General features: G+C 62.1%; 25 protein-coding genes and 2 pseudogenes. 12 read left to right on the top strand and 15 right to left on the bottom strand.

The features are described 5' to 3' along the window. Positions 1–3: 3 nt before the first annotated feature. Complete coding sequence (locus NKH17_RS23660) at positions 4–2,205, top strand: xanthine dehydrogenase family protein molybdopterin-binding subunit (RefSeq protein ID WP_352474459.1); 2,202 nt, start codon at positions 4–6, stop codon at positions 2,203–2,205. A gap of 710 nt (positions 2,206–2,915) precedes the next feature. On the opposite strand, the gene NKH17_RS23655 is transcribed toward NKH17_RS23660, so the two are convergent. The 4 genes from NKH17_RS23655 to NKH17_RS23640 all read right to left on the bottom strand — a co-directional run bounded on the left by NKH17_RS23655 (position 2,916) and on the right by NKH17_RS23640 (position 5,813). After that, positions 2,916–4,106 (bottom strand): tyrosine-type recombinase/integrase, encoded by a 1,191-nt coding sequence (locus NKH17_RS23655; RefSeq protein WP_352509241.1) that lies wholly within the window; start codon positions 4,104–4,106, stop codon positions 2,916–2,918. After that, positions 4,106–4,321 carry a helix-turn-helix domain-containing protein gene (locus tag NKH17_RS23650; protein ID WP_352651234.1) on the bottom strand — a complete coding sequence of 72 codons (216 nt, stop codon included), beginning with the start codon at positions 4,319–4,321 and terminating at the stop codon, positions 4,106–4,108. Before NKH17_RS23650 ends, NKH17_RS23655 begins: the two co-directional genes overlap by 1 nt. Positions 4,322–4,413: 92 nt before the next feature. Then, the gene (locus NKH17_RS23645; RefSeq protein ID WP_352651232.1) at positions 4,414–4,665 is read right to left on the bottom strand and encodes a hypothetical protein; all 252 of its coding nucleotides are present in this window, start codon (positions 4,663–4,665) and stop codon (positions 4,414–4,416) included. Between the two features lie 887 nt (positions 4,666–5,552). Continuing rightward, positions 5,553–5,813 carry a hypothetical protein gene (locus NKH17_RS23640; RefSeq protein WP_352900618.1) on the bottom strand — a complete coding sequence of 87 codons (261 nt, stop codon included), beginning with the start codon at positions 5,811–5,813 and terminating at the stop codon, positions 5,553–5,555. A 24-nt stretch (positions 5,814–5,837) separates the two neighbouring features. Between NKH17_RS23640 and NKH17_RS23635 the strand changes: the two genes are divergently transcribed. Then, entirely contained in the window at positions 5,838–5,993 is a 156-nt protein-coding gene (locus tag NKH17_RS23635; RefSeq protein ID WP_352651218.1) for a hypothetical protein, read from the top strand. A 128-nt stretch (positions 5,994–6,121) separates the two neighbouring features. Here the strand turns inward: NKH17_RS23635 and NKH17_RS23630 are convergent, their stop codons facing one another. Further along, positions 6,122–6,601 carry a hypothetical protein gene (locus tag NKH17_RS23630; protein ID WP_352651216.1) on the bottom strand — a complete coding sequence of 160 codons (480 nt, stop codon included), beginning with the start codon at positions 6,599–6,601 and terminating at the stop codon, positions 6,122–6,124. A gap of 234 nt (positions 6,602–6,835) precedes the next feature. Between NKH17_RS23630 and NKH17_RS23625 the strand changes: the two are divergent. The 3 genes and pseudogenes from NKH17_RS23625 (at position 6,836) to NKH17_RS23615 (ending at position 12,334) form a co-directional block, all read left to right on the top strand. Next, positions 6,836–7,600: pseudogene (locus tag NKH17_RS23625) on the top strand (ImuA family protein). After that, a complete protein-coding gene (locus NKH17_RS23620) occupies positions 7,512–9,035 on the top strand; it encodes a DUF6504 family protein (RefSeq protein ID WP_352972447.1) in 1,524 nt (507 codons plus the stop codon). The pseudogene NKH17_RS23625 and the gene NKH17_RS23620 overlap by 89 nt, the downstream one beginning before the upstream one ends. After that, positions 9,032–12,334 carry an error-prone DNA polymerase gene (locus tag NKH17_RS23615; RefSeq protein ID WP_352900611.1) on the top strand — a complete coding sequence of 1,101 codons (3,303 nt, stop codon included), beginning with the start codon at positions 9,032–9,034 and terminating at the stop codon, positions 12,332–12,334. The genes NKH17_RS23620 and NKH17_RS23615 overlap by 4 nt, the downstream gene beginning before the upstream one ends. Positions 12,335–12,576: 242 nt before the next feature. Here NKH17_RS23615 and NKH17_RS23610 read toward each other — a convergent pair whose 3' ends face one another. The 6 genes from NKH17_RS23610 to NKH17_RS23585 are packed head-to-tail and all read right to left on the bottom strand — an operon-like array spanning position 12,577 to position 17,406. Continuing rightward, positions 12,577–13,758: an arabinose transporter gene (locus NKH17_RS23610; protein WP_352972444.1), complete on the bottom strand. Its 1,182-nt coding sequence runs from the start codon at positions 13,756–13,758 to the stop codon at positions 12,577–12,579. Between the two features lie 40 nt (positions 13,759–13,798). Beyond that, positions 13,799–14,233: a lipocalin-like domain-containing protein gene (locus tag NKH17_RS23605; protein ID WP_352603727.1), complete on the bottom strand. Its 435-nt coding sequence runs from the start codon at positions 14,231–14,233 to the stop codon at positions 13,799–13,801. Between the two features lie 58 nt (positions 14,234–14,291). Then, entirely contained in the window at positions 14,292–15,308 is a 1,017-nt protein-coding gene (locus tag NKH17_RS23600; RefSeq protein WP_352756651.1) for a zinc-dependent alcohol dehydrogenase family protein, read from the bottom strand. A gap of 25 nt (positions 15,309–15,333) precedes the next feature. Next, the gene (locus tag NKH17_RS23595; protein ID WP_352756649.1) at positions 15,334–15,729 is read right to left on the bottom strand and encodes a (R)-mandelonitrile lyase; all 396 of its coding nucleotides are present in this window, start codon (positions 15,727–15,729) and stop codon (positions 15,334–15,336) included. 19 nt (positions 15,730–15,748) lie between these two features. Further along, positions 15,749–16,219: a cyclophilin-like fold protein gene (locus tag NKH17_RS23590; protein ID WP_352756647.1), complete on the bottom strand. Its 471-nt coding sequence runs from the start codon at positions 16,217–16,219 to the stop codon at positions 15,749–15,751. After that, on the bottom strand, positions 16,216–17,406 hold the full coding sequence (locus NKH17_RS23585) for an MFS transporter (protein ID WP_352900604.1): 1,191 nt from the start codon (positions 17,404–17,406) through the stop codon (positions 16,216–16,218). The genes NKH17_RS23590 and NKH17_RS23585 overlap by 4 nt, the downstream gene beginning before the upstream one ends. A 150-nt stretch (positions 17,407–17,556) precedes the next feature. Here NKH17_RS23585 and NKH17_RS23580 point away from each other — a divergent pair, with 150 nt between their 5' ends. Then, complete coding sequence (locus NKH17_RS23580; protein WP_352756643.1) at positions 17,557–18,450, top strand: LysR family transcriptional regulator; 894 nt, start codon at positions 17,557–17,559, stop codon at positions 18,448–18,450. 98 nt (positions 18,451–18,548) lie between these two features. Here the strand turns inward: NKH17_RS23580 and NKH17_RS23575 are convergent, their stop codons facing one another. Both NKH17_RS23575 and NKH17_RS23570 read right to left on the bottom strand, forming a co-directional pair. Then, entirely contained in the window at positions 18,549–19,382 is an 834-nt protein-coding gene (locus tag NKH17_RS23575; RefSeq protein ID WP_352900601.1) for an SDR family oxidoreductase, read from the bottom strand. Positions 19,383–19,415: 33 nt separating this feature from the next. Then, positions 19,416–20,633, bottom strand: coding sequence for an NADH-dependent flavin oxidoreductase (locus NKH17_RS23570; RefSeq protein ID WP_352906494.1), 1,218 nt, complete (start codon positions 20,631–20,633; stop codon positions 19,416–19,418). Between the two features lie 57 nt (positions 20,634–20,690). On the opposite strand from NKH17_RS23570, the gene NKH17_RS23565 reads away from it, so the two are divergent. Continuing rightward, positions 20,691–21,584, top strand: coding sequence for a LysR family transcriptional regulator (locus tag NKH17_RS23565; RefSeq protein ID WP_352756638.1), 894 nt, complete (start codon positions 20,691–20,693; stop codon positions 21,582–21,584). 425 nt (positions 21,585–22,009) lie between these two features. Here NKH17_RS23565 and NKH17_RS23560 read toward each other — a convergent pair whose 3' ends face one another. Beyond that, complete coding sequence (locus tag NKH17_RS23560) at positions 22,010–22,462, bottom strand: tyrosine-type recombinase/integrase (RefSeq protein WP_352900598.1); 453 nt, start codon at positions 22,460–22,462, stop codon at positions 22,010–22,012. Continuing rightward, positions 22,387–22,548, bottom strand: a complete 162-nt coding sequence (locus NKH17_RS23555) for a site-specific integrase (protein WP_352900595.1) — start codon at positions 22,546–22,548, stop codon at positions 22,387–22,389. The genes NKH17_RS23560 and NKH17_RS23555 overlap by 76 nt, the downstream gene beginning before the upstream one ends. Positions 22,549–22,782: 234 nt before the next feature. Between NKH17_RS23555 and tnpA the strand changes: the two genes are divergently transcribed. The 5 genes and pseudogenes from tnpA to NKH17_RS33465 all read left to right on the top strand — a co-directional run bounded on the left by tnpA (position 22,783) and on the right by NKH17_RS33465 (position 25,156). Continuing rightward, positions 22,783–23,229: an IS66-like element accessory protein TnpA gene (gene tnpA, locus NKH17_RS23550; RefSeq protein WP_352900594.1), complete on the top strand. Its 447-nt coding sequence runs from the start codon at positions 22,783–22,785 to the stop codon at positions 23,227–23,229. Further along, positions 23,226–23,582 (top strand): IS66 family insertion sequence element accessory protein TnpB, encoded by a 357-nt coding sequence (gene tnpB, locus NKH17_RS23545; protein ID WP_352900591.1) that lies wholly within the window; start codon positions 23,226–23,228, stop codon positions 23,580–23,582. The genes tnpA and tnpB overlap by 4 nt, the downstream gene beginning before the upstream one ends. Before the next feature lie 69 nt (positions 23,583–23,651). Beyond that, positions 23,652–23,871 (top strand): annotated as a pseudogene (locus NKH17_RS33470) (transposase domain-containing protein); the annotation flags it as partial. A 60-nt stretch (positions 23,872–23,931) separates the two neighbouring features. Beyond that, entirely contained in the window at positions 23,932–25,068 is a 1,137-nt protein-coding gene (tnpC, locus tag NKH17_RS23540) for an IS66 family transposase (protein WP_502910622.1), read from the top strand. Beyond that, the gene (locus NKH17_RS33465; RefSeq protein ID WP_502910621.1) at positions 24,995–25,156 is read left to right on the top strand and encodes a transposase domain-containing protein; all 162 of its coding nucleotides are present in this window, start codon (positions 24,995–24,997) and stop codon (positions 25,154–25,156) included. The genes tnpC and NKH17_RS33465 overlap by 74 nt, the downstream gene beginning before the upstream one ends. Positions 25,157–25,166: the final 10 nt, after the last annotated feature.

The following is a 25,166-nucleotide window of genomic DNA, read 5'->3' as shown; positions in this document are numbered from 1 at the left end:
GGCATGTTGCAGTTTCTCCCGAAGCATAATGCCGTGGGGCCCACGCGGCGCCAGTTCCTCCTCGGCACGGCCGTCACCACCGCGGGCTTCGCCGTGGGCTACCGGCTAATGATGGCCGCGCCCGCCAACGCACAAACGACGCCTGCAGCGGTCCAGGCGAACCCCTTCCAGACCTATGTCGAGATCACACCGGAGAACCGAATCGTCATCCACTCGTCGCAGTTCGAGATGGGACAAGGCTCCTATTTCGGCATCGCCACCCTGGTTATGGAAGAGCTCGACGGCGCCTGGGCGCAGGTCCACGTGGTCGGCGGATATGGCAATACCGCGCTCTACGGCAATCTCGCCTGGGGCGGGGCCGCGCAGGGAACCGGTGGCTCCACGTCGATGAGCTCGTCGTGGGAGCGCTACCGCAAGGCGGGTGCTGCCGCACGGGCCATGCTGGTGGCGGCCGCGGCGCAGCGGTGGGACGTGCCAGCCGGCGAGATCACAGTCGCTTCCGGGGTCGTGTCGCACGCCTCAGGGATGCAGGCGCGCTTCGGTGACCTGGCTAAAGCCGCAGCGGGAATGCCGGTTCCCGACGACGTGCCGCTAAAGCCGCGCGACAAGTGGGCCCAGATCGGATCGGACAGCCTCAAGCGCTACGATTCCGCCGGCAAGACCAATGGCGCGCAGACCTACACGATCGACCTCAAGATAGATGGACTCAATACGGCCGTTATGATCCATCCGCCGAAGTTCGGCGCTGAGATCGAGAGCTTCGACGCCTCCAAGGCCAAGGCACTCGACGGCATTGTCGATGTCGTCCAGACGCCGCGCGGCATTGCCGTGGTCGGCAGGGACATGTGGACGGCGCTCAAGGGCCGCGATCTCGTGGAGGTGACCTGGAACGAAGAGAAGGCCGAAAGGCGCGGCACGGCCGAGATCATGGCCGAATACACTAAGGCAGCAGACGATCCGGGCGCGGCCACCGCGCGCGACGACGGTAACACTCCCGCAGCGTTGGCCAGTGCTGAGAAAGTCATCCAAGGGCACTACGAATTCCCCTATCTTGTCCATGCTTCGATCGAGCCACTCAACGCGGCCGCCCGAATCAACGAAGACGGCACCATCGACGTCTGGGGCGGACACCAGATGCCCGATCTTTATCAGGCGGCTGCCGCTCAAGTAGGCGGCACCACGCCGGACAAGGTGAGGCTGCACGTGATGAAGACCGGCGGCAGCTTCGGCCGCCGAGCGGTCTCGGACGCAGATCTCATTATCGAAGCTGTTTCCACAGCGCGTGCACTGGGACCCGGCAAGCCAGTGAAGGTGCAGTGGACCCGCGAGAACGACATGCGGGGTGGGCGGTACCGGCCGGTCTATGTGCACGCAGTCAAGGCGGGGCTCGACAAGGAAGGCAATGTCGTCGCTCTCCATGACCACATCGTGGGCCAATCGATCGCGGGCGGTTCGCCCTTTGCGGCGATGATCGAGAACGGCATCGATCCGACCTCCGTGGAGGGCGCCACCAACCTGCCCTATGCGATCCCGAACCTGAAGGTCGAGCTGACCACGACGGACGTGAACATCCCAGTGCTGTGGTGGCGTTCGGTAGGCTCCACCCACACCGCTTACGCAATGGAAACCCTGATTGATGAGCTCGCCGCCGCTGCGAACCGTGATCCGGTCGATTTCCGCTTGTCGATGCTCGGTCACCATCCACGGCATGCCGGCGTGCTGAAATTGGCTGCTGAGAAGGCAGGCTGGGACAAGCCTCTGCCGGAAGGCCGTTTCCGCGGCGTGGCCCTGCATGAAAGCCTCTCGACCTATGTCGCCGAGGTGGTGGAGATCACCTTCAACGATGCAAATGATTTCAAAGTCGACCGCGTCGTCTGCGCGGTAGATTGCGGCACCGCGATAAATCCTGACCAGATCCGCGCTCAGATGGAGGGCGGTATCGGCTTCGGGCTAGGCGCGATCCTCCAGGAGGAGCTGACCCTGACGGGCGGTGTCATAGACCAAGAGAACTACGACACCTATACGCCGCTCAGGATCGAGCAGATGCCGCGCGTCGAGGTGCACATTATGCCGTCCGACGAGCCGCCCACGGGCGTTGGCGAGCCCGGTGTGCCGCCGATCGGCCCGGCCGTCGCCAACGCGCTACGGGCGGCGACGGGCAAGACGATCCGCAAGCTGCCGATCATAAAGAACTTGTCAGCATAGCCGGGAATGACACCATGAAAACGGCCGCGATGAAGATCGCGGTCGTAGGTCGTTTTTGAACGCCTCCTGACAGGCGATCACCTCCATTCGATCAATTTCCGGCGGCTGCCCGGTCCAATATCCGGTTTAGAGACGGTAACCCGTGTTCTGAACGACCGCAGACGGTCGTTGGTGCTGGTAGCACTGAAGAACCGCTTTCGAGACGCAAATGCCGCACGCAAATGTCTCGAAAGGGTCACGCTAGAGACTTTTGTACCACCTATTGCATGTCTGCTATCGCTTTCTGGGCGCGAGAAGCGGCCGGTCCTCTGACGGCCCCATAACAGGACATTGATGTCTTCGCGCTGAGCGTCAGCAGTTGGCTCTACCGCGACCTTTCTCAGGAAGGCTGCACACCGACGCGATCTTCCTTTCACCTTGCGCAAACCTCCCTTCCGAGTGAGGCGTTCAGTGCGTCGGCTTGGTGGACTGAGGCACTTCTGAGTGGGACAACAACATTGAAAAATATTGGAAAAGATTTGAATGCTCTGAAGTCCCACTGATCTCTTACCAATTGATTTTTATGGCTTTCTGAATACCCTCCGGGCCCACCAAAATGTTTGATTTCATTTCGAAAAAGTGGCCTCGGCCCAAAACGTTTTGGGCCCATTATGGGCCCAACAAAAAAGGGCGGCCGATAAGCCGCCCTGCACCGGTCCGATTGAAACCATTCATTTGATGACGCGCAGCGGCATCCGTTGCTTCATGGCGTCGCGTTTCGCCTCCCGCTCGTTGATCGCGCGGGCGATATCGACGGCCATCCGCTTCTTGTTCGCCTCCCGTACGTACGCGTCCGTCACCGTCATCGAGGAATGTCCCATGGCTTCCATAATGGCGCGTGCCTGGATGTTGCATTCGGCGAGATACGTGCCGAAGGTACGCCGGAGCCCATGCAGGGTGTAGCCCTCCGGAATGCCGGCCTGCCTGTTCCAGTGCGCCATCATGCCGGTGAGGCTTTTTTCCGCAAACGGACGCCCATAGGCGTTCCTCAATACCGGTCCACCTTTCGAACGGTCTAGCGGCTCCAGAGCCTGCGCCAGCTTGTCCACGATGGGGATAAACACTTCCCTGCCGCCGTGGCGGTTTCGGTTCTTTTTCTGCCGAAACTCGAAGGCCTCGATCAAAACCAGCGAGCCATCGAACAGTTCGATTTCCTCGCTGACCAGATCTTCCCATTCCAGTGCGGCGATGTCGCCGCGTCTATTCCCGAGCCAGAAGCCGAGGGCGTAGCAGGTGCGCGCCGCCGAGCCGACTGCATGGCGCGACTCGAACTTTTCACGAATGGCCATCGGCCACCCAGGATTGGCCGTCGATTTGGGAATGCGAACGCGAATTGACAGCGAAGGATCGTCCTGCGGCTTGATCCACTTCTCAACGTCAATCGCCACCCAAAGGAGCTTTTTGATCGCTACCAGCAGATGCTTTGCGACTGTCCGTCTGGTGCCAAACACGCCTTCGATAATCGCACGCAGACGGTCGGCATCGAGATGCTCGACCGGCGTGTCGCGCCAGGTGAGCGGATAGGCGGGATCGACCTTCATCTCAAGGAAGCGTTCAATAAGCCGAGCATTCTTGTGCTGGGTGGCTTGGTCGAAGTCCAGCCATTCCATCGTCGATTCAAGCCGGCGGGCAGCATGACCGAAAGTCTTCGGCAACGCCCGTCCAGGCAAGTCGATGATGACGCCCTTTTGACCTTGGCCTTGAGTTGCCCGTTCATAGGCGGCCTCGAATTCTGGATCACCTGGCCGGCCTGGAAGCCGAATTTCGGGTATTCCCTTGCCGCGGTAACGATAGACGAGCTTACCGCTTTTTAGGCGCGACGAGACTCCGGGATATTTGTCATCCTTGAATGGCCGGCCCATTAAGCCCTCCTTCCAGCCTTCTGCTGTTCCAAGCGCCGGGGCACCTCGATCGTCGCCGGAGGCGAAGGGCTTTTGCTCTCCATAGCGATCCGAAGGAGCAACGGGTAGGGGAAACCTCGACCTTGCTCTATGCCCTCGTATGTGCGCTTCGGGATGCCCAACAATTTCGCTGCGCTTTCTGCCGTGAATCCTTCTCTTGCCCGCCAAGCTTTCACATCTCGCGAGAGCTCGTCTTTATCATTGACGTCAACCCGTTTGCTCACATGGAAATCATACTACGTCGACAGCGTATACGCAATCTGCGTAATCATTTACGCCTAGCACTTTTTCCGCTTCGTTCCAAAAGCACCCGGAGACCACTCTCTTTGTCAGGCAAAGACGAAAAGGAGATATCGAGGGTGACACGATCCCAGATCGTGCGACTGTTGACGAGCTTAGGCTTCGGCATGCGGCCATCGCCGACCATCTCGTCAAATAGCGTCGGTCCAACGCCAACGTAGCGCGCTGCTTCCTCGCGAGAGAGACCACGTGGAGGATAAGAAATCGCGTCAGCCTTCACAGCCGTCAACCCGAAAAGTACAACCGGCAGTGGGGTGAAGTCTGGCGAGTCGGTTACGCTGGTCACACCGTTCGTCCGCGGATCCACCAAGCCAGACATCCCGCGCCGCGCCAATTTGGAATGCGACCTTTTCTTACGAATGCACATCGCTGTTAGGAAGATGTCCCCCACGTAGGGTTCGGAAAACGGCGGCAATGGCGTGCAAATCGGAACGGTTGACGTCAGAATGCTTGCCCACCGCTCGCGAACGAGGCTTCGCTCAGGCGCATCGACCGCTGATCTTCGTTTTGGGATTGCATTCGCCATTGTCGCTTAGCCAGCGACGAGCAGTTGGCTATCTTGCATAGCATACGGACCGCCGTGGGCGGGGACAGTCGGTCCCGCGTCCCGTCCTGCGGCCGGCGCCATGCTGACGCTCCTACGGCTGTCCTGTTCACCGCCCGCGACGGGGGCGAATTTCCTCCGTCCTACGCGCGACAATATCCGCTGTTGCGGACGCGCGCAGAACTGCGGTTTATACGCCGTTTTTCCGTTGAGCGCCGGTAGTCGCCGGCGCCGACCGTATCGTCCTGTCAGCAACCGTCTCCGTCAGTGTCACCAGTTACCGAAGCAATCGCTTCGGAGTTGACCGCCTAGAGCGGCTTTCCGGCGCGTACCATGGCACGCGCAATAGCGAGTTCGACTTCAGTCTTGGCATTCTCTTTCTGCGTCATGTTGTCGGCTGCAATGAGTCGCTTTAGCGCCCGCAGTGTCTCACCCCGGGTCCAGCCTACCTCCAACATGCTCTCAATGACTGCCTGAAAGCCGGGCTCCATGGCCTCCTGACAGTCTAGCGCGCGGTCTGCGTAATCATGGTCGTCCAGGTGCCTGGGCGGATTTATCATTCTTCACTCCATGTCCGGCACGTCGCCGTTGGTGAACAGCACTGTCGGCGGTCCATAGTCGCCAAGCGCCGCGTTGGCGTCGCGACTCCATGCTATGACACCGACGTGGTTTGAAGCCAGCGCCTTTGCTGTACGGATCGCGCGGTCCTCGCTCTGCTGGTCGGTCTGGCCGTATGCTGTGAACAGTTCGCCATCCTCGCCGCGGTCGAACGCCACGACAACGATCAGCTTCGGCTTTTTCTGATCTGACACATCGTCGGACACTCAGTGCGTCCTGCCGGAGCGGAGATGCATCTCGATCTTATTGATTACCTTGGTGAGGACATCGACCGCCTGGAGATTAACGGCGAAGTCGAATTACCTTCCGCCGTTTCGAATATCAGAACGCCGACCTTGGTCTCGTCGTCGCTCATCATGCCCATTCCAATGCCCGTCGGCATATAAGGTGGTTTTTCTGACATGGTCTCTCTCCTCAGATGCGGTGTGGCCTCGTCAGCAATTCGGCCATCTGGCCGTGCGACCCGAAGGGGGCCGAGCAGATAGATAGACGATGGCAACCCGTGTTATCCCGTTCAGCACTCTTCGAAATGCATCGACTGGCCGCGCATCATTGCTAGGGTCAGTGCGATTGCAGGATTTGCGGGCGGCTTCTCCATCAGCAAGGAACCATCGAAATCGCGCCACGCCGCCATGCGCAATTCACCGTCATCGGCGGCGGCAGGGTCGAAAACGTGGGCATCATAGGGATCCAGGTCAATCTCAATCGTCCAGTCCTTAAGCGCCTTGCGAGCCATTTCCCCAACCTGGGCGAGATCGCTGGTGAAGAAGGGGATACGGTCGCCATCTTCCGAAAGCGGCTCAACCCGATCCAGCGTCGGTCGCTCAGGCACCCAACCAAGAACAAAGGCAATATCGAAATCGATCTGGCGGTCCGGCCCGGTCGTGGTCTCCAACCGGGTGACAACATCAGGATAGAGCTGCTTGCGCGCCGGCCACGTGTCCGGAAGCGCCTCAGCTTGCAATCTCGTTTGGGGAACGTCGATCAGTTCCATGATCTGATGGCGCGGAACTCTGTCTTCCGGCCAGCCCGCACAACATGCCGCCGTCGCAGCCTCGTCGGCTTCCATCCAAACCGAAGCAGCCTGGTCCTCATCCTCGGTTGGCTTGTCGTCTTCCGGAAAGCCTTTGGAATTTCTTCCGCAGCGCCACCCCGCCATACCATTGACTCTTTATTAGGAAGAGAACAAATGAGGAACATTCGTCAGCATTTCGCGTTCAGGAAACAAATGAGTGCATCGACGCCAATCGCTGCCCTTTCCGATCTCCGGGATCGCATTGCGCATCTCGAAGGCGGGAACACGCGCGCGCGTGCGGTGCTCCCGTTCGGTGTCGCGGCCATCGACAACCATCTGCCCGGGGGCGGCGTGGCGCTTGGTGCTCTCCATGAGGTTGCCGGCGGCGGCAATGGTGCCATCGATGGCGCTGCTGCATCGCTTTTTGCTGCAGGAATTGCGGCCAGGGCGCAGGGCAAGGTGCTGTGGTGAGTGACGCGTCAAGATCTCTTCGCGCCGGCAATCGCCCAGGTCGGACTTCACCCGGACCGCGTGATCTACGTCGAAGCCGGTGACGATAAATCCCTGCTCGCCTGCTTCGAGGAAGGTTTGAGGCATGTCGGGCTTGGGGCTGTGGTTGCCGAGGTTGCCCGGCTGTCGATGACGGCCTCGCGCCGCTTGCAGCTTGCAGCTGAAGGCTCGGGCGCCATGGGGATCGCCATCCGTCGCTGGCGCCGCCAGACTGAAGCTGCCGATTTCGGACAGCCGACGGCTTCGGTCAGCCGCTGGCGAGTTTCTGTCTTGCCATCGAGGCCGCTCCACGTGCCGGGTATTGGCCGGGCGCGATGGCAACTTGAACTGATCAGGTCTCGTGGAGGGGAAACGCTGGATATCGAAGTGGAGGCTTGTGATGCAAAGGGTCGTCTCGCTCTTCCTTCCAAGCTGGTCGACAGATCGGCTCAGAAGGAAATTGGGCGACGTCTCGCCGCCACCGGATAGGCCGTTGGTGCTGGTCGGGCGGCAAGGCAATCGTCGCCTCGTGACCGCAGTCGATCGCGCGGCAGTGGAAGCGGGCTTGCGCGTCGGAATGCCGGCTACGAAAGCGCAGGCCCTCGTGCAGGGGCTGGCGGTCATGGATGCCGCACCCCAAGCCGACGCGGAGGCATTGGAGCGGCTAGCGCTATGGGCATTGCGGCGCTACGCGCCAATCGTCGCGACAGATCCTCCGGATGGATTGGTCTTGGAGACCACGGGCGCCGACCACCTTCATGGCGGTGAACAATTGATGCTGACCGATATGGTCGAACGCCTCGGCCGTGTCGGCTTCTCGGCGCGGGCCGCGATAGCCGATAGCTGGGGTGCCGCTCACGCTATTGCGCGCTACGTCAAGCAGACCGTCAGGGTGGTCGCCGTCAATTCAACCTACGATGCGATCCTTCCTCTGCCCATCGCGGCACTGCGTTTGCCCGATGCAATCGTCAGCGGTCTGCGGGTTTTGGGGTTCGACCGGGTAGGCGAGCTTCTGAAGCAGCCGCGCGCGCCACTGACGCTGCGCTTCGGGCCGGAACTCGGCCGCCGCCTTGACCAGGTTGCCGGGCGCCTTGCCGAACCGATTGAGCCCGTACGGGCAGCCGATGTGGTCGAGGTCAAGCGTGGCTTTGGCGAGCCCATCGGTGCGGCCGAGACGATCGCCCGCTATATTGGCAAGCTTGTTCAGGCGCTATGTGCCGAACTGGAGACCAAAGGGCTCGGCGCGCGGCGGCTCGACCTGCTGCTCTACCGCCTCGACAACCGCGTCGAGGCCATTCGCGTCGGCACGGCCTTGCCGGTCCGCGATGTGAAGAGACTGACGCGTTTGTTATGCGACAAGATCGAGACGGTCGATCCGGGCTTCGGCATCGAGTTGATGCGGCTGTCCGCGCCCTTGGCTGAACCATTGACACCTAAGCAGACTATCTCGTCACTCATCGAGCAACGGGACGCCAACATCTCGGATCTGATCGACATACTCGGCAATCGTGTCGGCGAGGAGAAGCTCTACCGGTTTGCACCAGTTGCCAGCGACGTGCCGGAGCGATCGTTGCGGCGTGTGGCTCCGGCCTCGGTGGAAACCGGCGAGGCATGGCCGGACCATTGGCCGCGCCCGGCCCGTTTGTTTGCCGTGCCGGAACCGATCGAGGCCATTGCGCTGCTGCCGGATCATCCGCCGGCCAGCTTTACCTGGAGAGGCATCCGTCGAAGGATCAAGCGCGCCGATGGCCCTGAGCGAGTTTTCGGCGAGTGGTGGAAGCGCGACGCCGAGCTTGCCGCCGTGCGCGACTACTTCCAGGTCGAGGATGAAGCCGGCGAGCGGTTCTGGATCTATCGCGCCGGCGACGGCGAGGATGAAGCGACCGGCTCGCATCGCTGGTTCCTGCACGGCATCTTCGGATGACTGCACGTTACGTCGAACTGCAATGCACCTCCCATTTTTCCTTTTTGCGCGGCGCCAGCTCCTGCAAGGAATTGTTTGCGCAGGCCGCCATCATGGACATGCCCGCACTTGCCATCTGTGATAGCAACAGCCTGGCCGGCATTGTCCGCGCGCATGAAGCGGCGAAGGCAACAGGTGTCAGGCTGATCGTCGGGTGTCGGCTGGATCTAGCTGAAGAAGTCTCCATCCTGGTTTATCCAACCGACCGCGCATCCTACTCCCGGCTTTGCCGATTGCTGTCGCTGGGCAAGAAGCGTGGCGGCAAGGCGAAATGCGTGCTGCATTGGGCAGACCTTGTCGCGTATGGCGAAGGCCTTGTTGCCGTGTTCATTCCCGATCAAGCTGACGATACATGCTCGCTCTGGCTGCGGCGACTGTGTGAGGCATTCGATGATCGGGCCTATCTGGCGTTGACGTTGCGCCGCCGTCCCAATGACGCTTTGCGGCTGCACGATCTGTCCAACCTTGCCGGACAGGCCGGCGTGCCGACAGTCGTCACCAATGATGTGCTGTTCCACGAGCCGTCACGTCGCATCCTCCAGGATGTCGTCACCTGCATCCGCCACAATGTCACCATTGACGATGCAGGGTTTCGGCGAGAGCGACATGCCGACCGTTACCTGAAACCGCCTGAGGAAATGGCCCGGCTTTTTGGTCGCTACCCCGAGGCGCTCACTCGGACGCTTGAGATCGCCAAGCGCTGCCGGTTTTCACTGGATGAACTTGCTTACCAATATCCCGAGGAGCGCATGCTGCCGGACCTGACGCCGCAGCAGGCGCTGGAGAAGCTGACCTGGGAAGGCGCAACGGAGCGCTTCCCCGAGGGGGTGCCCGACAAGGTTATCGCCACGCTCAAGCATGAATTGCAGCTCATTGAGAAGCTGCAATACGCGCCGTATTTTCTAACGGTGAATTCGATCGTTCGCTTTGCCCGCAGCCAGGACATTCTGTGCCAGGGCAGGGGGTCGGCTGCCAACAGCGCCGTCTGCTACGTGTTGGGCATCACCTCGATCGATCCCGACCGCAATGATCTACTGTTCGAACGCTTCGTCTCGGAGGAGCGCCGCGAACCTCCCGACATCGATGTCGACTTCGAACATGAGCGGCGAGAAATCGTCATGCAATGGGTGTTCGACACCTACGGCCGTGAGCACGCAGCACTTTGCTCGACCGTCATCCGTTATCGCTCGAAGGGCGCCTTGCGCGATGTCGGCAAGGCTCTGGGTCTGCCCGAAGACCTCATCAAGATGCTGTCGTCACAGGTCTGGGGCTGGTCGGACGAAGGCGTCCAACCCAGGCATGCCGAGGAGCTGAACCTCAATCTCGGCGACCGCCGCCTTCGTCTTGCGCTGGATCTGGCCAGGCAATTGATCGGAGCGCCGCGCCACCTGTCGCAGCATCCCGGCGGTTTCGTGCTGACTCGTGACAGGCTGGACGATCTGGTGCCGATCGAGCCGGCGGCGATGAAGGATCGTCAGGTCATCGAATGGGACAAGGACGACATCGATGCGCTGAAGTTCATGAAGGTCGATGTCCTGGCGCTGGGCATGTTGTCCTGCATGAAGCGCGGCTTCGATCTGCTGGCCGAGCACAAGGGAATAGATCTCGATCTCGCTTCGATCCCGGCTGAAGATCCGCGAACTTATGCAATGATCCGCAAGGCCGACACGCTCGGCACGTTCCAGATCGAATCGCGTGCGCAGATGTCGATGCTACCGCGCATCAAGCCGCGGACTTTCTATGACCTGGTGATCGAGGTGGCGATCGTCCGGCCGGGACCGATCCAGGGCGACATGGTGCATCCGTATCTGCGCCGCCGCGAAGGCAAGGAAGAAGTGGTCTACCCCAAGCCTGAGCTCGAAAAAGTGCTCGGAAGAACACTGGGCGTGCCGCTGTTCCAGGAACAGGCGATGCGGGTGGCGATCGAATGCGCCGGCTTCACCCCGGGCGAGGCCGACCAGCTTCGCCGCGCCATGGCGACCTTCAAACACACCGGCGGCGTCTCCAGCTTCGGTGCCAAGCTGATCGGCGGCATGGTGAAGAACGGCTATGAGCGCGAGTTCGCCGAAAAGACCTTCAAGCAGCTGGAAGGCTTCGGAAGCTATGGCTTTCCCGAAAGCCATGCGGCGAGCTTCGCGCTGATCGCCTACGCCTCGTCCTGGATGAAATGCCATCACCCGGATGTATTCTGCGCAGCCCTTCTCAACGCCCAGCCGATGGGCTTCTACGCGCCGGCACAGATCGTTCGCGATGCCCGCGACCATGGCGTCGAGGTGCGTCCGGTCTGCGTCAATGCCTCGCGCTGGGACTGTACGCTCGAGCCCACCGCGGAAGAGGATCGGTTCGCCGTTCGCCTTGGCCTGCGGATGGTCCGCGGTCTTGCCAATGCCGACGCGGCAACGATCGTCACGACACGCGCCGACCAGCCCTTAGCCTCGGTGGATGATCTCTGGTACCGGGCCGGTGTTCCCGCCGCCTCTCTGGTTGAGCTCGCCCAGGCCGACGCGTTCCAATCGTCCCTATCGCTGGCGAGGCGTGAGGCACTGTGGGCGATCAAGGCACTCCGCGACGAGCCGCTGCCGCTGTTTGCGGCCGCCTCCGCACGGGCGCGCCAGACGGTGCCGGAGATACAGGAACCCCTTGTCGCACTGCGCGCCATGACATCAGGCGGTGAGGTGGTCGAGGACTATGGACATGTTGGACTGACGCTGCGCGATCACCCCGTTTCGTTCCTGCGCACAGATCTACGCCGCAAACGCATTGTCTCTTGCCGCGAGGCGATGCAGGCCCGCGACGGTCAATGGGTGGAAGCAGCTGGGCTCGTGCTGGTCCGGCAACGGCCCGGCTCAGCCAAGGGCGTCATGTTCATCACGCTTGAGGACGAGACCGGCATCGCCAATCTAGTAGTCTGGCTGAAGGTCTTCGAGAAATATCGCCGGGTCGTGCTCGGCGCCGGCATGATTGCCGTCTATGGGCGGATTCAGCGCGAAGGCGAGGTGGTCCATCTCGTCGCTCATCGCTTGAGCGATCTTTCCGCCGATCTGGCCAGCGTTGGCGATCGTGATGCTGCCTTCCCGCTGCCGCCTGGGCGCGGCGACGAATTCCATCACGGCAGCCCGACACCGGACCCGCGCGGCATGCCGAAGGCGCCAAAGCCGAGGAACATCATCGATCCCTTATGCCGAACTCGGCATAAGGGGTCTTATCCCGAGTGGGAGACTATGCCGATCAAGCTGTCTAAACCACGGGACTTTCGGTAAAAACGCCGCCGCGGCTCGGCATAGTCAAGGTGTCCGGCGTCGCGAATTTCTCAGTGTGGTCGTATCCCACCCGACGGCTTCTGGGCAGCTAAGCTGGAATAGCGGCCGTTCAGGTGCCCGCCGCACTTCGACGGCAATGCGCCCAATGTCGGCCGTAGAAGTCGATCTTGCCATTGCCCGGAAGCAGACGTCGCCCGAAGCGGGAGTGATCGTGGTTGCGCGACATCTCGAGCACAGACTATCTATCGTGGAGCGTTACGGCGACCCAGCAGCATCGCGATGCCCAATGCCGGAAGCGTCGCCGTCGCGACGGCGAAGAAGACGAATTGCAGCCCGGCCGACCCAGCGACCAAGCCGAGCGCAGGGCTGCCGAAGCCGAGCGCCACGTCGAGGAAGACGGTGTAGAGTCCCATGGCCAGGCCGCGGCTGCGTGGCGGAAGATGGCTTACGGCCTCGGCACCGAAACCGGGATAGACCAGCGAGTAGCCAAGGCCAGTCAGGCCCGCTCCGATGGCGGCGAGAACGGGTCCGGGCGCAAGCCAGATCAGCATCAGCCCTGCCGCCTCGACCGCCACGAAGATCACGGCGACGCGTGCGCCCCCAAGCCTGTCGGGCAGGTGGCCGAAGCACAGCCTTGCCGCGATCAGCGACGCGGCATAAGCGGTGAAGGGAAGCCAGACTGGCTGCCAGCCGCGTTCGGCAAAGAGCAGGGCGCCAAAGGACAGGATCGCGCCATAGCCAAGGCTGCAGAAAGCAGCTCCGACGCCGGGAAGCCAGACCGCTTGCGCCACGCTCGTCCATGCCTGTCGCGCGGCGCTCGCGGCGACGCTGGTGCCACGCATAGGCAGGATGGCAAGCAGCGTCGCAAGCGGCAGGCCGACTGTCGCGAGTCCGATCGCGGCGAAGCCGCTCGCCGCGTAAAGCGCAGATCCGATCGGCGCGCCTAGCGCGAGCGCCGCAAACATCGCCGTGCCCACCCAGGCTATGACCTTTCCGGAGTTCTGTCCGCCCGCAGGGGAGAGGCCCCAGGCGACGCCGCCGGTAATGATGAAGCTCTCCGACGCGCCCAGTACCGCCCGGCCAGCGAAGAGCACCGATGCGGACGCTACCGGCCGGTCGAGCAATGCCAGCGAGCCGAGGTAAATGAACCCCGCCAGGGCAGCGGCAATGAGGCCGACGATGACGGCCCGCTTGCCGCCGCGCCCATCGGCATAATTTCCGGCTCCAATGCGCGACAGCATCGAGGCGACGAACTGGCTGCCCGTCACCAGCCCGACCGCTAAGGGGCCGAAGCCGAGCTGCTGGTGAAGATGCAGCGGCAGGACGGGTAGCGCCAAGCCGATCAGGAGGAAGCCGGCGGAGACAGCCGCCATGATTGGCACCAGTTCCGCTATCGCGCCATTTCGGTCTGAAGTCTGCGCCATTGTGGCCACCGATAATGCTTTGACAGCCGGGCTGTTCCGATCAGTAACGTTCGTAGGTCACGCGCCAGCCTTCGGCCGGATTGTCCGGCGTGAGGACCAATTTGTTGTCCGTGACTTCGAATTTGCGTTTCATGCTCTTCCCGACAAGGTTGCGGACCAGGGAGGACTCGATCGTGATGACGAAGGTCTTGTCCTGGTCGTTGATGGCGACCGGCCCGTAATAGGCTTCGTAGCCATTCGCCGTGTAAGGCGTGTCCGGCGCCTTGGCGTCGGGGTTCTGGGCCTGCACCGAGAGGGTGCCGGCCTCGGTGAAGATGACCTGGCCGGAATATGGCACGGGCTTGAGATTTCCCTCGGCACCGGCCTCGAGCGACCTCATGCGCCATGCGCCGATGATCGGGGACTCTTGGGAGAAAGCCGGTGTCGCGACCGAAAGCGCAAGCGCAAGGGCGGCGATCTTCAATCTCATCGTCATATGACGTTGTTCCTTTTCTGAGTTGTGGGTGCGGACAGGCGGTCCGCCCAATCTTCGCTCAAACCGAAAGCATGACCTTGATAGCGCGCCGCTCGTCCATGGCGCGGTAGCCTTCAGCGACCTCGGCCAACGGCAGCTTGAGGTCGAAGACCTTGCCGGGCTTGATCCTGCCGTTGAGCACACGGTCCATAAGGTCGGGCAGGAAGCGGCGCACAGGCGCCGGGCCGCCCATCATGCGCTTTTGGCCGAAGAATAGTTTTTGGCCGTCGAAGCTCACGCCGTGCGGCACCCCGACATAGCCGATGGTGCCGCCGGGGCGAGAGCAGGCCAGAGCCTGGTCGAAGGATTCCGCCGTGCCGACGCATTCCAGAACGGAGTCCGCGCCGACGCCCTTGGTGAGTTCCTTGATGCGGGCCACACCTTCCTCGCCGCGCTCAGCGACGATGTCGGTGGCGCCAAACTCGCGGGCGAGTTTTTGGCGGCTGGCGTGCCGGCTCATGGCGATGATGCGCTCGGCGCCCATCTCCTTGGCCGCAAGCACGCCCATCAGGCCGACCGCACCGTCGCCGACCACCACCACCGTCGATCCTTCTCGGACCTCGGCTGCGTCGGCCGCATACCAGCCGGTGCCGAGCACATCGGACACAGCCAGCAGGTCGGGGATGAGTTCGGCCGGCGGCACCTCGGCGGTGGCGACCAGTGTGCCATCCGCCAAGGGCACGCGGGCGTAAGGCGCCTGCGCGCCCGACATAAACTCGCGCTGCACACAGGACGACTGGAAGCCGAAGCGGCAATGCGGGCAGGTATTGTCGGAGAGGCAGAACGAGCCGACGACGAACTGGCCGGGACGGACCGTGCGCACCTCTGCGCCGACCTCGACGACGATGCCACAATATTCGTGGCCCATATGCATCGGGCCGTCGACCGGCTGCAGCCCGCGATAGGGCCACAGATCCGAGCCGCAGATGCAGCTTGCCGAGAGCTTGATGATGGCGTCCGTCGGCCGCATGATTTTCGGATCGGCGATTTCCTCGCAGCGGATGTCGCCCGGTTTGTAAAGAAGGGTTGCGAGCATTTTGGTTCCTTTCGAGTGGAGAAGATCAAGCGCCGTAGTCGGCGTCGCTGACATGTTCCAGCCAGTCCACGACCTTGCCGTCCTTGACCTCCTGAAGGGCGATGTGGGTCATGGCGGTCTGAGGCGACGCGCCGTGCCAGTGCTTCTCGCCGGGCGCGAACCAGACGACGTCCCCCGGACGGATTTCCTCGACCGGCCCGCCCTCGCTCTGAACGAGGCCGAGGCCGGAGACGACGATCAGCGTCTGGCCGAGCGGATGCGTGTGCCAGGCGGTGCGGGCGCCGGGCTCGAAGGTCACCTGTGCGCCTTGGACCCGCCCGGCATCGAAGGGATTGAAGAGCGGATCGATCCGCACCGTGCCGGTGAACCAGTCAGGTGGCCCCTTGCCGGAAGGCCTCGTGCCAGCGCGAAGAATGTCCATGGTGATCTCCTTTGCGTCCTCAAATGCGTTCGATGCGAAGCGGGAACTTGCCGCGAATGTGCAGGGCCTGCTCGCCCTCGTCGAAGCGGCCGAGCCTGATCAGCCCGGGATGGCGATAGTCGGCGTAGAACATGGCCAGATTGCCCCAGGGCATAAAATAGCACAGGTCATAGGGCTGCTCGTTGGCGAACGGACCACTTCCCTCCTCTGTCAGCTTGCGCGGCAGATAGGCGATCTTCTCGTTATGCGAGTAGTCCTCGATCTTGAGGTCGAGCGGCAGCATGGAGAAGAAGTCGCGCGCCGACGGATTGTCGTAGAGCGTGGCGGTCATGGTGCGGCCGTTGAAAATCATCCTGATCTTCATGTCAGTGGGCTCCTGGCTGACGGGGGTGTCGCCTTCTTGGCTGGCGGCTGCGCGAGGCAGGGCCGCCACCGCGAGCGCGGCGCCGAGCAATGTCCGGCGGCTGAGCGGCGCACGCTCAATGGTCATGGCAAAGACCTCCGGGCCATATGCGATGCGGCAAGGGCGGCGAGCGCCGATCCGCAGAGCAGCACCGCGCCTAAAGTGAACGCTCCCCACCAGCCGACCGTATCGAAGAGCGTGCCGCCGATCGCGGCGCCGCCTGTAATGGCGAGCTGGATGACTGCCACCTGCAGCCCGCCGCCGGCCTCTGCGTCGTCCGGCAACGTCCGACTGAGCCACGTGCCCCAGCCAACGGGCGCCGCCGTGCCGAAGAAGCCCCAGGCAACGAGCAGCAGCGCTGTGGGAACCGGCAAGGCACCGAGGGCAATGAGCGCAGCCGCCAGCGCGGCCATGACCAGCGGGATGACGATGAGGATGCTGAACAAGCGCGTGCGCAAAAGCCGGCCGACGCACCATGTGCCGAGCACCCCCGCCAGCCCCATCGCCAGCAGGACCGCCGAGAGGGCAGCGATGTCGAGCTGAGTGACGCTCTCGAGGAAGGGCCGCAGATAGGTGAAGAGCGCGAACTGGCCCATGAACAGCATCATGATCGCCGCCATGCCGATGGCGACAGGAAGACGGCCGAGGAGCGCCAGCGGATTGCCTGGACGCTTTCTCCGGCGCGGGGGCAGCGCCGGCAGGCTTATCCACTGCCAAACCAGCGCCAGAAGTCCAAACGGCACGACGAGGAAGAAAGCGCCGCGCCAGCCGACATAGGCGCCAAGAAAACTGCCCAGCGGCGCGGCGATGGTGGCCGCAATGGCATTGCCAGCGTTTAGCATGGCGAGACCCTTCGGAACCATGTCTTGCGGCACGAGGCGCATGACGATCGCGGTCGACATCGACCAGAACCCGCCGATCGCGATGCCGAGCAGCGCCCGGCCGACCATGAGGAACGCGTAGTTCGGCGCGAAGGTGACAGCCAAACCGGACACGATGAGGAGGAGGGTGAAGCCGGTCACGACCAGTCGGCGGTCGATGTGGCGCGTGAGGCCGGCGACCAGCAGGCTGGTCACGACGGCGAAAACGCCCGAAATCGAGATCGCCTGTCCCGCCCGGCCCTCGGTGATGCCGAGATCGGCCGCTAGCGGCGACAGCAGGCTGACCGGCATGAATTCAGACGCGATGAGCACGAAAACACACAGCGCCATCGACAACACCGCGCCCCATGCGGCGCGGTCTTCGACAAGCCTTGTGTCGTACGTCGTTTCCATAATTGGCATCCTTGCAAGGCGACCGGGCGGATCAGCCGCCAATCCCCGTCGCGATGCCAGAAGATATTGCAGAGGAACCCATTCTATTAGACTGAGTAATTCGCATGGACTTATCTGCTCATGATATAAATGTCAGACGGGAGGTGCCCTATGCAGCGCGATGGCATGAAGGATCTGCTCTGGTTCCTGGCGGTCGCCCGGGAGCGCAGCTTCACCAAGGCGGCGGCCAAGCTCGGAACCTCGCAGTCGACCCTGAGCTCGACAATCAAGGAGCTTGAAGCTCGTCTTGGCGTCCGCCTGCTGACACGTACGACGCGGAGCGTCGCTCCGACCGAGGCCGGCGAGCGACTTTTCCAGTCTCTTGTTCCCCGCTTCGAGGAAATCGAAGCCGACCTTGCAAGTCTGGTGGCTTTTCGCGACAAGCCCTCCGGAACGGTCCGTATCACGCTGTCCGACCATGCGCTCCAGACGACGGTCTGGCCGAAGCTGCAGCCCTTGCTCAACGACTATCCTGACGTGTGCGTCGAGCTCTACAGCGACAACGGCATGAAGAACATTGTGGAGGAGCGCTTCGACGCAGGCGTGCGGCTTGGTGAGAGCATCGACAGGGATATGATCGCAGTGCGCATCGGGCCGGATTGGAGGCTCGTGGCCGTGGCTTCGCCGGAGTACTTTTCCCGCCATCCGGTTCCGACCGCACCCCAGGATCTGGTCGATCATGACTGCATTAATATGCGGCAGGCGACGTTCGGCGGATTATATGCCTGGGAATTCGCCAGGGATGGTCGCGACCTTCGTGTGCGGGTGGAAGGCCAACTCACCTTCAATTCGTCCATTCCCATGATCGAGGCTGCGATAAGCGGTTTCGGGATCGCCTATGTCCCGGAAAACCTCGTCAGCCACCACATCGCCAAGGGATGCCTTAGGCTCGTGCTTGACGACTGGAGTCCGCCATTTGCGGGCTATCACCTCTACTACCCGAGCAGGCGACAGCTCTCGCCTGCGATGGCGGTGCTCGTTGAGGCGCTCCGCCATCGCATCTGACCTCAAGACTGTGCCTATGCTCAGAAGCTGACATTGGTAATGGCGATCGATTGCGCTCATAAATAGACTTGCGACAATGGCAGTGCTGGACGCGACGGTCAGCTGTCGAAGGCCAGTGAGCTGGATAGCTCCTCATGGGCGTCGACCTGTTGCTGCAGCAGAGCGAGTTTCTGCCTGACCATGCCAAGAGCATCGGCGCCGGCGATGAACCGACGGGGCAGTTCCGGCTTGTCGACCAGAGTTATCAGCGCCTGCGCGAGTTTGGCCGGGTCGCCGACTTGTTGACCGTTCGCGGCTTTCCAGCCCGTTATCTGCTGGGCGCGACGTTCGCTGTAGTCGCTAACGGATGACGGAGCATATTGAGTGGATTCGTCCGTCAGCAGCTCTGTGCGGAAAAACCCGGGGTTCACGATCATCGTTTCAATGCCAAACGGCGCCACCTCGGCTTGCAGCGACTCGATCCAGCCATCCACGCCGAATTTTGCCGCCGCGTACGCAGAACAGAACTCGAAACCAACCAGACCGGCCGTCGATGAGATTGCAATGACCTTGCCAGAACCCTGCGCGCGCATCACCGGCAGGACTGCACGGGTGACATTCATGGCCCCGGTCAGGGTGGACGCGAGCTGAAGTTCGATATGGGCCGGAGTCAGGTCCTCGAAATAGCCCGCATAGAAGCCCGCGGCATTGTTGACGAGCACGTCCAGGCGACCAAAGCGGTCGAGGGTTGCCTTCACCGCAGCATCGGCGTCGGCCGGCTTGGTCACGTCCAACGTCACGACCAAAAGATTGTCCGACTGGCCGATCGCCTTGGCGACCCGATCGGGGTTACGACCGGTCGCAACGACCTTATCGCCGATGGCTAACACTGCCTTGGCAAAGTCGAGGCCCATGCCTCGTCCAGCGCCGGCAATCATCCATACTCTATTCATAGCCGTATCCTTCCTAGCCAGTATCTTTTCAATTTATGCCGCGTTGGCTTTTGGCACGTCCGTTTCAGCGGTGATCTTGAACCACCCGGTGGCGGACTGAATCACACCCCATAGTTTCGCTGGAATATCGATGCCCGGAACGCTCGACGGCCGGATTTCGGTCCCGATCAGATCCTCGCGGCCGCTCTTTGCCAGCTCGACCCACGCCGGGTTTATCACCAGCCCCTGCCCAACCGCGACGAGCGTGAGGCCTCTGTGCAGGGCGAGTTCGGCCTGCCCAGGCGTTCTGACCTGGCCGGCGGCAACGACCGGAAACCGCCCGCCGGCTCGGCGCGTGATCAGGTCAGCGATGGTGTCGCCCTCGGGTGCCTCTATAGGCTTTGCCTCGAGAACGCTCGTCAGCGATGCGTGGACGTAGTCCACACCTTCGTCGATAAGACATTCAATCAGCTCGTACGTGTCGGCGATACGCAAGCCACCTGACTCGGGTTCCTCGGGTGACACCCGATAGCCCACGAGGAAGGGGCGGTCCGCGTGCGCAGCGACCACTCGCTTTACCTCGCGCACTACGGCGATTGGGAAACGCATCCGATTTTCGAGGGTGCCGCCCCATTCATCGCCACGCTGATTGTAGAGAGGCGAGAAGAAGTTCTGGATCAGAAATCCGTGAGCGCCATGCAGTTCGATGCCATCGAAACCTGCCTCAATGGCCCGTCGTGTCGCCTCGCCAAAGGCGGCAATGATCGCGAGGATTTCGTCATTCGTCAGTGCACGTGTCTTCACGCCGCCCGGATTGAAGGGGCCGGGCGGGACTTCGAGCGCACTGGCGCTGACGACCTCGCCACCGGGTATAAGTGCCGGCACGGCCTTATTCCCGGCATGGAAGATTTGCAGCACGGCCAGGGCCCCGCCGCTTTTGGCCGCTGACGCCAACCGAGAGAGGCTTGGGGTGAAACGGTCGTCATAGGAGGCGAATTCGCCCGAAAAGCCGATGCCGTCGGGCAACACATGGGTGCAGCCTGTGAGCACAAGCCCGACGCCGGTCGCCCGACGCCGGTAGTAGGTGATCTCCGCATCAGAGACCGTTCCGTCGTCGTTGGCCGACCAGGTGGTCATCGGCGCCATGACAATCCGGTTGTCGAGGCTCAACCCGTTCGGAAATTGGAAAGGCTGGAAAATCTGTCGTTTGGTGTCCACAGGCGTTTCCCTTTCGACCCGCGTTTCTTTGTCTCTGAGGGTGAAATAAGGCATGGGACTCGATACGATTAGCCGCTATAATCTGCATGAAGTTAGAAATGGGATTGATAAATGAGGCGCGGAGATTTTAGCGAACTGGCAGTCTTCATCGCCGTAGCGGAGGCAGGCAGCTTCACGCGAGCCGCGGCAAAGCTCGGCCTATCGCAGTCGGCGCTCAGCTACGCTGTCAGAACGCTGGAACAGCGGCTGGGAGTCCGGCTGATCTCACGCACCACACGCAGCCTGTCCGTGACCGTAGCTGGAGAGCGCTTGCTGCGAAGCCTAAGACCGGCCTTCGATCACATCGAAAGCGAGATCGCCGCCGTCACCGCCCTGCGCGACAAGCCCACTGGCTTAATTCGCCTGACGACATTCCGGTATGCTGCCAAATCAGTACTGTGGCCCGTCATCGCCAAACTCCTACTGGAGTATCCGGATATCGAAGTGGAATTGAGCCTGGACGAGGGCCTCGTTGACATCGTTGCAGGCAGATTCGACGCCGGTATCCGGATCGGTGAGCAGGTCCAGAAGGACATGGTGGCAATAAGGATCGGCCCGGACCTGCGCATGGCGGTAGTCGGATCACCGTCGTATTTTGCAAACCGAACGGTTCCAAAGACACCGCGCGAACTTGGGGAACATAGAGGCATCAGCTACCGTCAGAAGACCGGCGGCGGGCTCTTTGCCTGGGAGTTCGAGAAAGACGGGGAGGAACTTGAAGTCAGGATGAATGGCCCACTCGTCATCAATGACGGTGAAATGCTCGAGGCTGCGGCCCTTGACGGGCTCGGTTTAGCATACACGTTTGAAAGCCAGGTTGCTCCGTTCACCGCAGACGGACGCCTTATCCGGGTACTAGAAGACTGGTGCCAACCCTTCTCAGGCTATCACCTCTATTACCCCAGCCGACGCCAGCACACTGCAGCCTTCGCTCTACTTATCGAGGCACTCCGTCTCAAGCCATGACAGGGGCAAAACGAACTCAAACATGCATGCCGCTTGTGAGTTATCCTTCCCTCATATGCACAACCTCGCTGGACGTCCACAATCGGGTTTCCCCCCGCTCAGGCAGAACCGGCGCGCCCTGGCAGCTCGCCCTAGAAAAGTCTGAACTTACCCTGACGGACTGCGTCGCGGTGACGTCCGATTCCAGAATTCAGAGCCTTAAGCCGCCATGCCGCTTCCGGCCCCGCTTAAGCCGAAAAGCAGGTGCTGAATGAACGGGATGTTTCTGGTGCTCCGCAGCCCAGCCTGAAAGACTGACTCGAAGTCGTGAGCTGACTGCCAAGCTTATCGACCCTTGGCCCCCCTAGCCGGGTAGTCTATCATGAGGATCCGAGCAGGGAGGATCGGTGCCGGGCAAGTGGCTGCCCGGCACCGACATTGAGAAATCAAAGCGCATTCAAGAATGCCAGCAACTTGTCGCCCGGCTTGAAGCGCATGCCTTTTTGCCCCTCCATAGTTGTCACCTTCGCCAACGCCGCCTCCTTCAGCGCGAGATGAGCATGGAGGTAGGTCTGTGTTGTTTGAATTGATTCATGGCCAAGCCAAAGCGCAATCACCGCCAGGTCGACGCCGGCCAATAGCAGTTCCATGGCGGCGCTGTGCCGGAGCGTGTGGGGTGAAACGTGTTTTGAACGCAGGGAGCGGTAGGTCTCCGCTGCGACGTTCACGTATTTGGACAACATAAATTGCACAGCATCCGCGCTCATGCGATCTCCGTGGATGGTGGGAAACAGCGCGGTCGCACCGTTGTGCGCTGGTTCAGTCAGCCACTTCTGACGGCCTCCCGTGCCAGTTTGGTCAGCGGGGTGCTTCTCTCTTTCCGCCCCTTGCCGAAGCATCGAATATGCGCGCCGACGCCGAGCTGTACGGCGTCCCGATCGAGGCCGGTAATCTCGGACAGTCTCAAGCCCGTCTGGACTGCCACGAGCAACAGCGTGTAGTCGCGACGGCCTGCCCACGTCGCCTTGTTGCGAGGATAGCCTCGATCTCGGCTCGGCTGAGGAACTCCACTTCCCGGCGGGCGACGCGCTTTGGTGGGATCGCCAGGACACGCTGGATCTGCATGCTATATGCCGGTTCTTCGTAAGCGATGTTCCGACGGCACCTTTCGGGGATCGGCGTGAAGGACGATGTTCGGAGCCTTTGAGGGCTTCGACATATGACGATTTCAGAGCTTACGCTTAAGTCGAACGATTTGGAGCCGGTGCGCCGGTTCGAGGTGTTCACGGGCTCCGGCCGGCGACGCGAGTGGCCTCCAGAGGAGAAGGCGCGGATCGTTGCGGAGAGCTACGAGGCTGGTGAGACGGTTTGTGCTGTAGCTCGCCGATATGCGCTTTCCCCGCAGCAACTGTTTGCCTGGCGCCGAGCTGCGCGTCAGCCCTCGGCAGAGGCGACGGCATCAGAATCTCTGTTCGTTCCTGCGGTGGTTGCAGCGTCCTTGCCGGAACGGGTGGCGCAGCGCCCAGCACGACCACGGAAGCAGAAGACGGTCCGCGACGCCGGCATGATCGAGCTTGAGATCGACGGTGTCGCCATGCGCGTTGGCCGTGGCGCCGATGCCAAGACGGTGGCTGCGGTAATCCGCGCGCTTAAGGCAACGACGTGATTGGGCCGACGGGTGCGGTCAAGGTCATGGTGGCGACAAAGCCGGTCGACTTCCGCAAGGGCGCGGAGGGATTGGCGGCGCTGGTGCGAGAGACGATGGGGGCCGATCCGTTCAGCGGCGCCGTTTACGTCTTCCGGGCGAAGCGGAATGACCGGATCAAGCTGATCTTCTGGGACGGCACTGGCGTCTGCCTCTATGCCAAGCGTTTGGAGGATGGGGAGTTCCGCTGGCCGAAGGTGCATGACGGCATGATGCGGCTGACGGCCGCGCAGCTCTCGGCGCTGCTCGAAGGTCTCGACTGGCGGCGCGTCCATGAGGCGCGCCGGACCCGTGTTCCAGCCCAGGCCGGCTGACCCGCGACGAAGTGAATCAGCCTGGATTCCGCTGTCGCGGGCTGTCGGCGAATATGGTCTGATCCGCTCATGGCGATGACGGCGGACCAGCTTCCCGATGGTCCTGGCGCGCGACGTCGAGAACGCCCGGCTGATCCAGATCATCAAGGAATTGCAGCGCCACCGCTTCGGCCGTCGTGCTGAGACGCTCCCCGAGGATCAATTGCTGCTGGGGCTCGAAGAGGCCGAGCAGATCGAGGCCGCCGGTGACGAAGAGCAGGCACAGACCGCTCATGGCGAACGTCAGGCGCGTGTCGCAAAGCGCCGAGCGAACCGGGGCGTGCTGCCATCCCATCTGCCGCGCGTGGAGATGGTGGTCGACATTGAGGACCATGCCTGCCCGTGCTGCCGCAATGACTTGCACCGGATCGGTGAGGATGTGAGCGAGCGGCTCGATATCGTTCCGGCGCAGCTGCGTGTGATCGTCGTGCGCCGGCCCAAATATGCCTGCCGCGCCTGTGAGGATGTGGTCGTTCAGGCTCCCGCGCCGGCGCGGCTGATCGAGGGTGGTCTTCCGACCGAGGCCACGGTCGCCCAGGTGCTGGTCTCCAAATACGCCGATCACTTGCCGCTCTATCGTCAGGCGCAGATCTATGCCCGGCAAGGCATCAATCTCGATCGCTCCACGCTCGCCGACTGGGTCGGCCGCGCCGCCTGGCACCTGCGTCCGGTGCATGAGCGGCTGCTTGGCAAGCTGAAGACCTCACCAAAACTCTTCGCTGACGAGACCACGGCGCCGGTGCTCGATCCCGGCCGCGGCAAGACCAAGACTGGGCAGCTCTGGGCCTATGCCCGCGATGACCGACCATGGGAGGGGAGCGACCCGCCGGGCGTCGCCTATGTCTATGCGCCGGACCGAAAGGCCGAGCGGCCGATCGCTCATCTCGCAGGATTTGGCGGAATCTTGCAGGTCGACGGCTATGGCGGCTATCGCGTGCTGGCCGAAAAGAGTGGCGTCACGCTCGCCTTCTGCTGGGCACACGTGCGCCGACGCTTCTATGAACTGGCAGCTGCCGGTCCCGCACCGATCGCCAGCGAGGCGCTGAGACGGATCGCCGAGCTCTACAAGATCGAGGACGGCATCCGTGGCCGATCGGCCGAGGAGCGCCGTGCGATGCGACAGGAAAGTAGCCGCGCTATTGTCGCCGATCTCGAACCCTGGTTGCGCGAAAAGCTCGGCCTGATCAGCCAGAAGACAAAGCTCGCCGAGGCGATCCGCTACGCTCTCTCGCGCTGGCAAGGCCTGACCCGCTTCCTCGACGACGGTCGCATTGAGATTGACAGCAACACGGTCGAGCGGTCCATCCATCGCGCTCAACCGCAAGAACGCGCTCTTCGCCGGCTCCGACGGCGGTGCCGAACACTGGGCGGTCATTGCGTCGCTAGTCGAAACCTGCAAACTCAATGGCGTCGAGCCACTCGGCTATCTCGCCGACGTCCTCACTAGGATCGTCAACGGCTATCCCAACAGCCGAATCAACGATCTCCTGCCATGGGCCTACGTCACCGCACCCAATCTCAAGGCCGTGATCTGAGTTCGGGTGA

The sequence above is a fragment of the Mesorhizobium sp. M1334 genome (assembly GCF_040317995.1).
In the GTDB taxonomy this organism is placed as follows: domain Bacteria; phylum Pseudomonadota; class Alphaproteobacteria; order Rhizobiales; family Rhizobiaceae; genus Mesorhizobium.
Note: the sequence above shows the minus strand (reverse complement) of the source record. Positions and strands in the feature narration are given on the sequence as shown.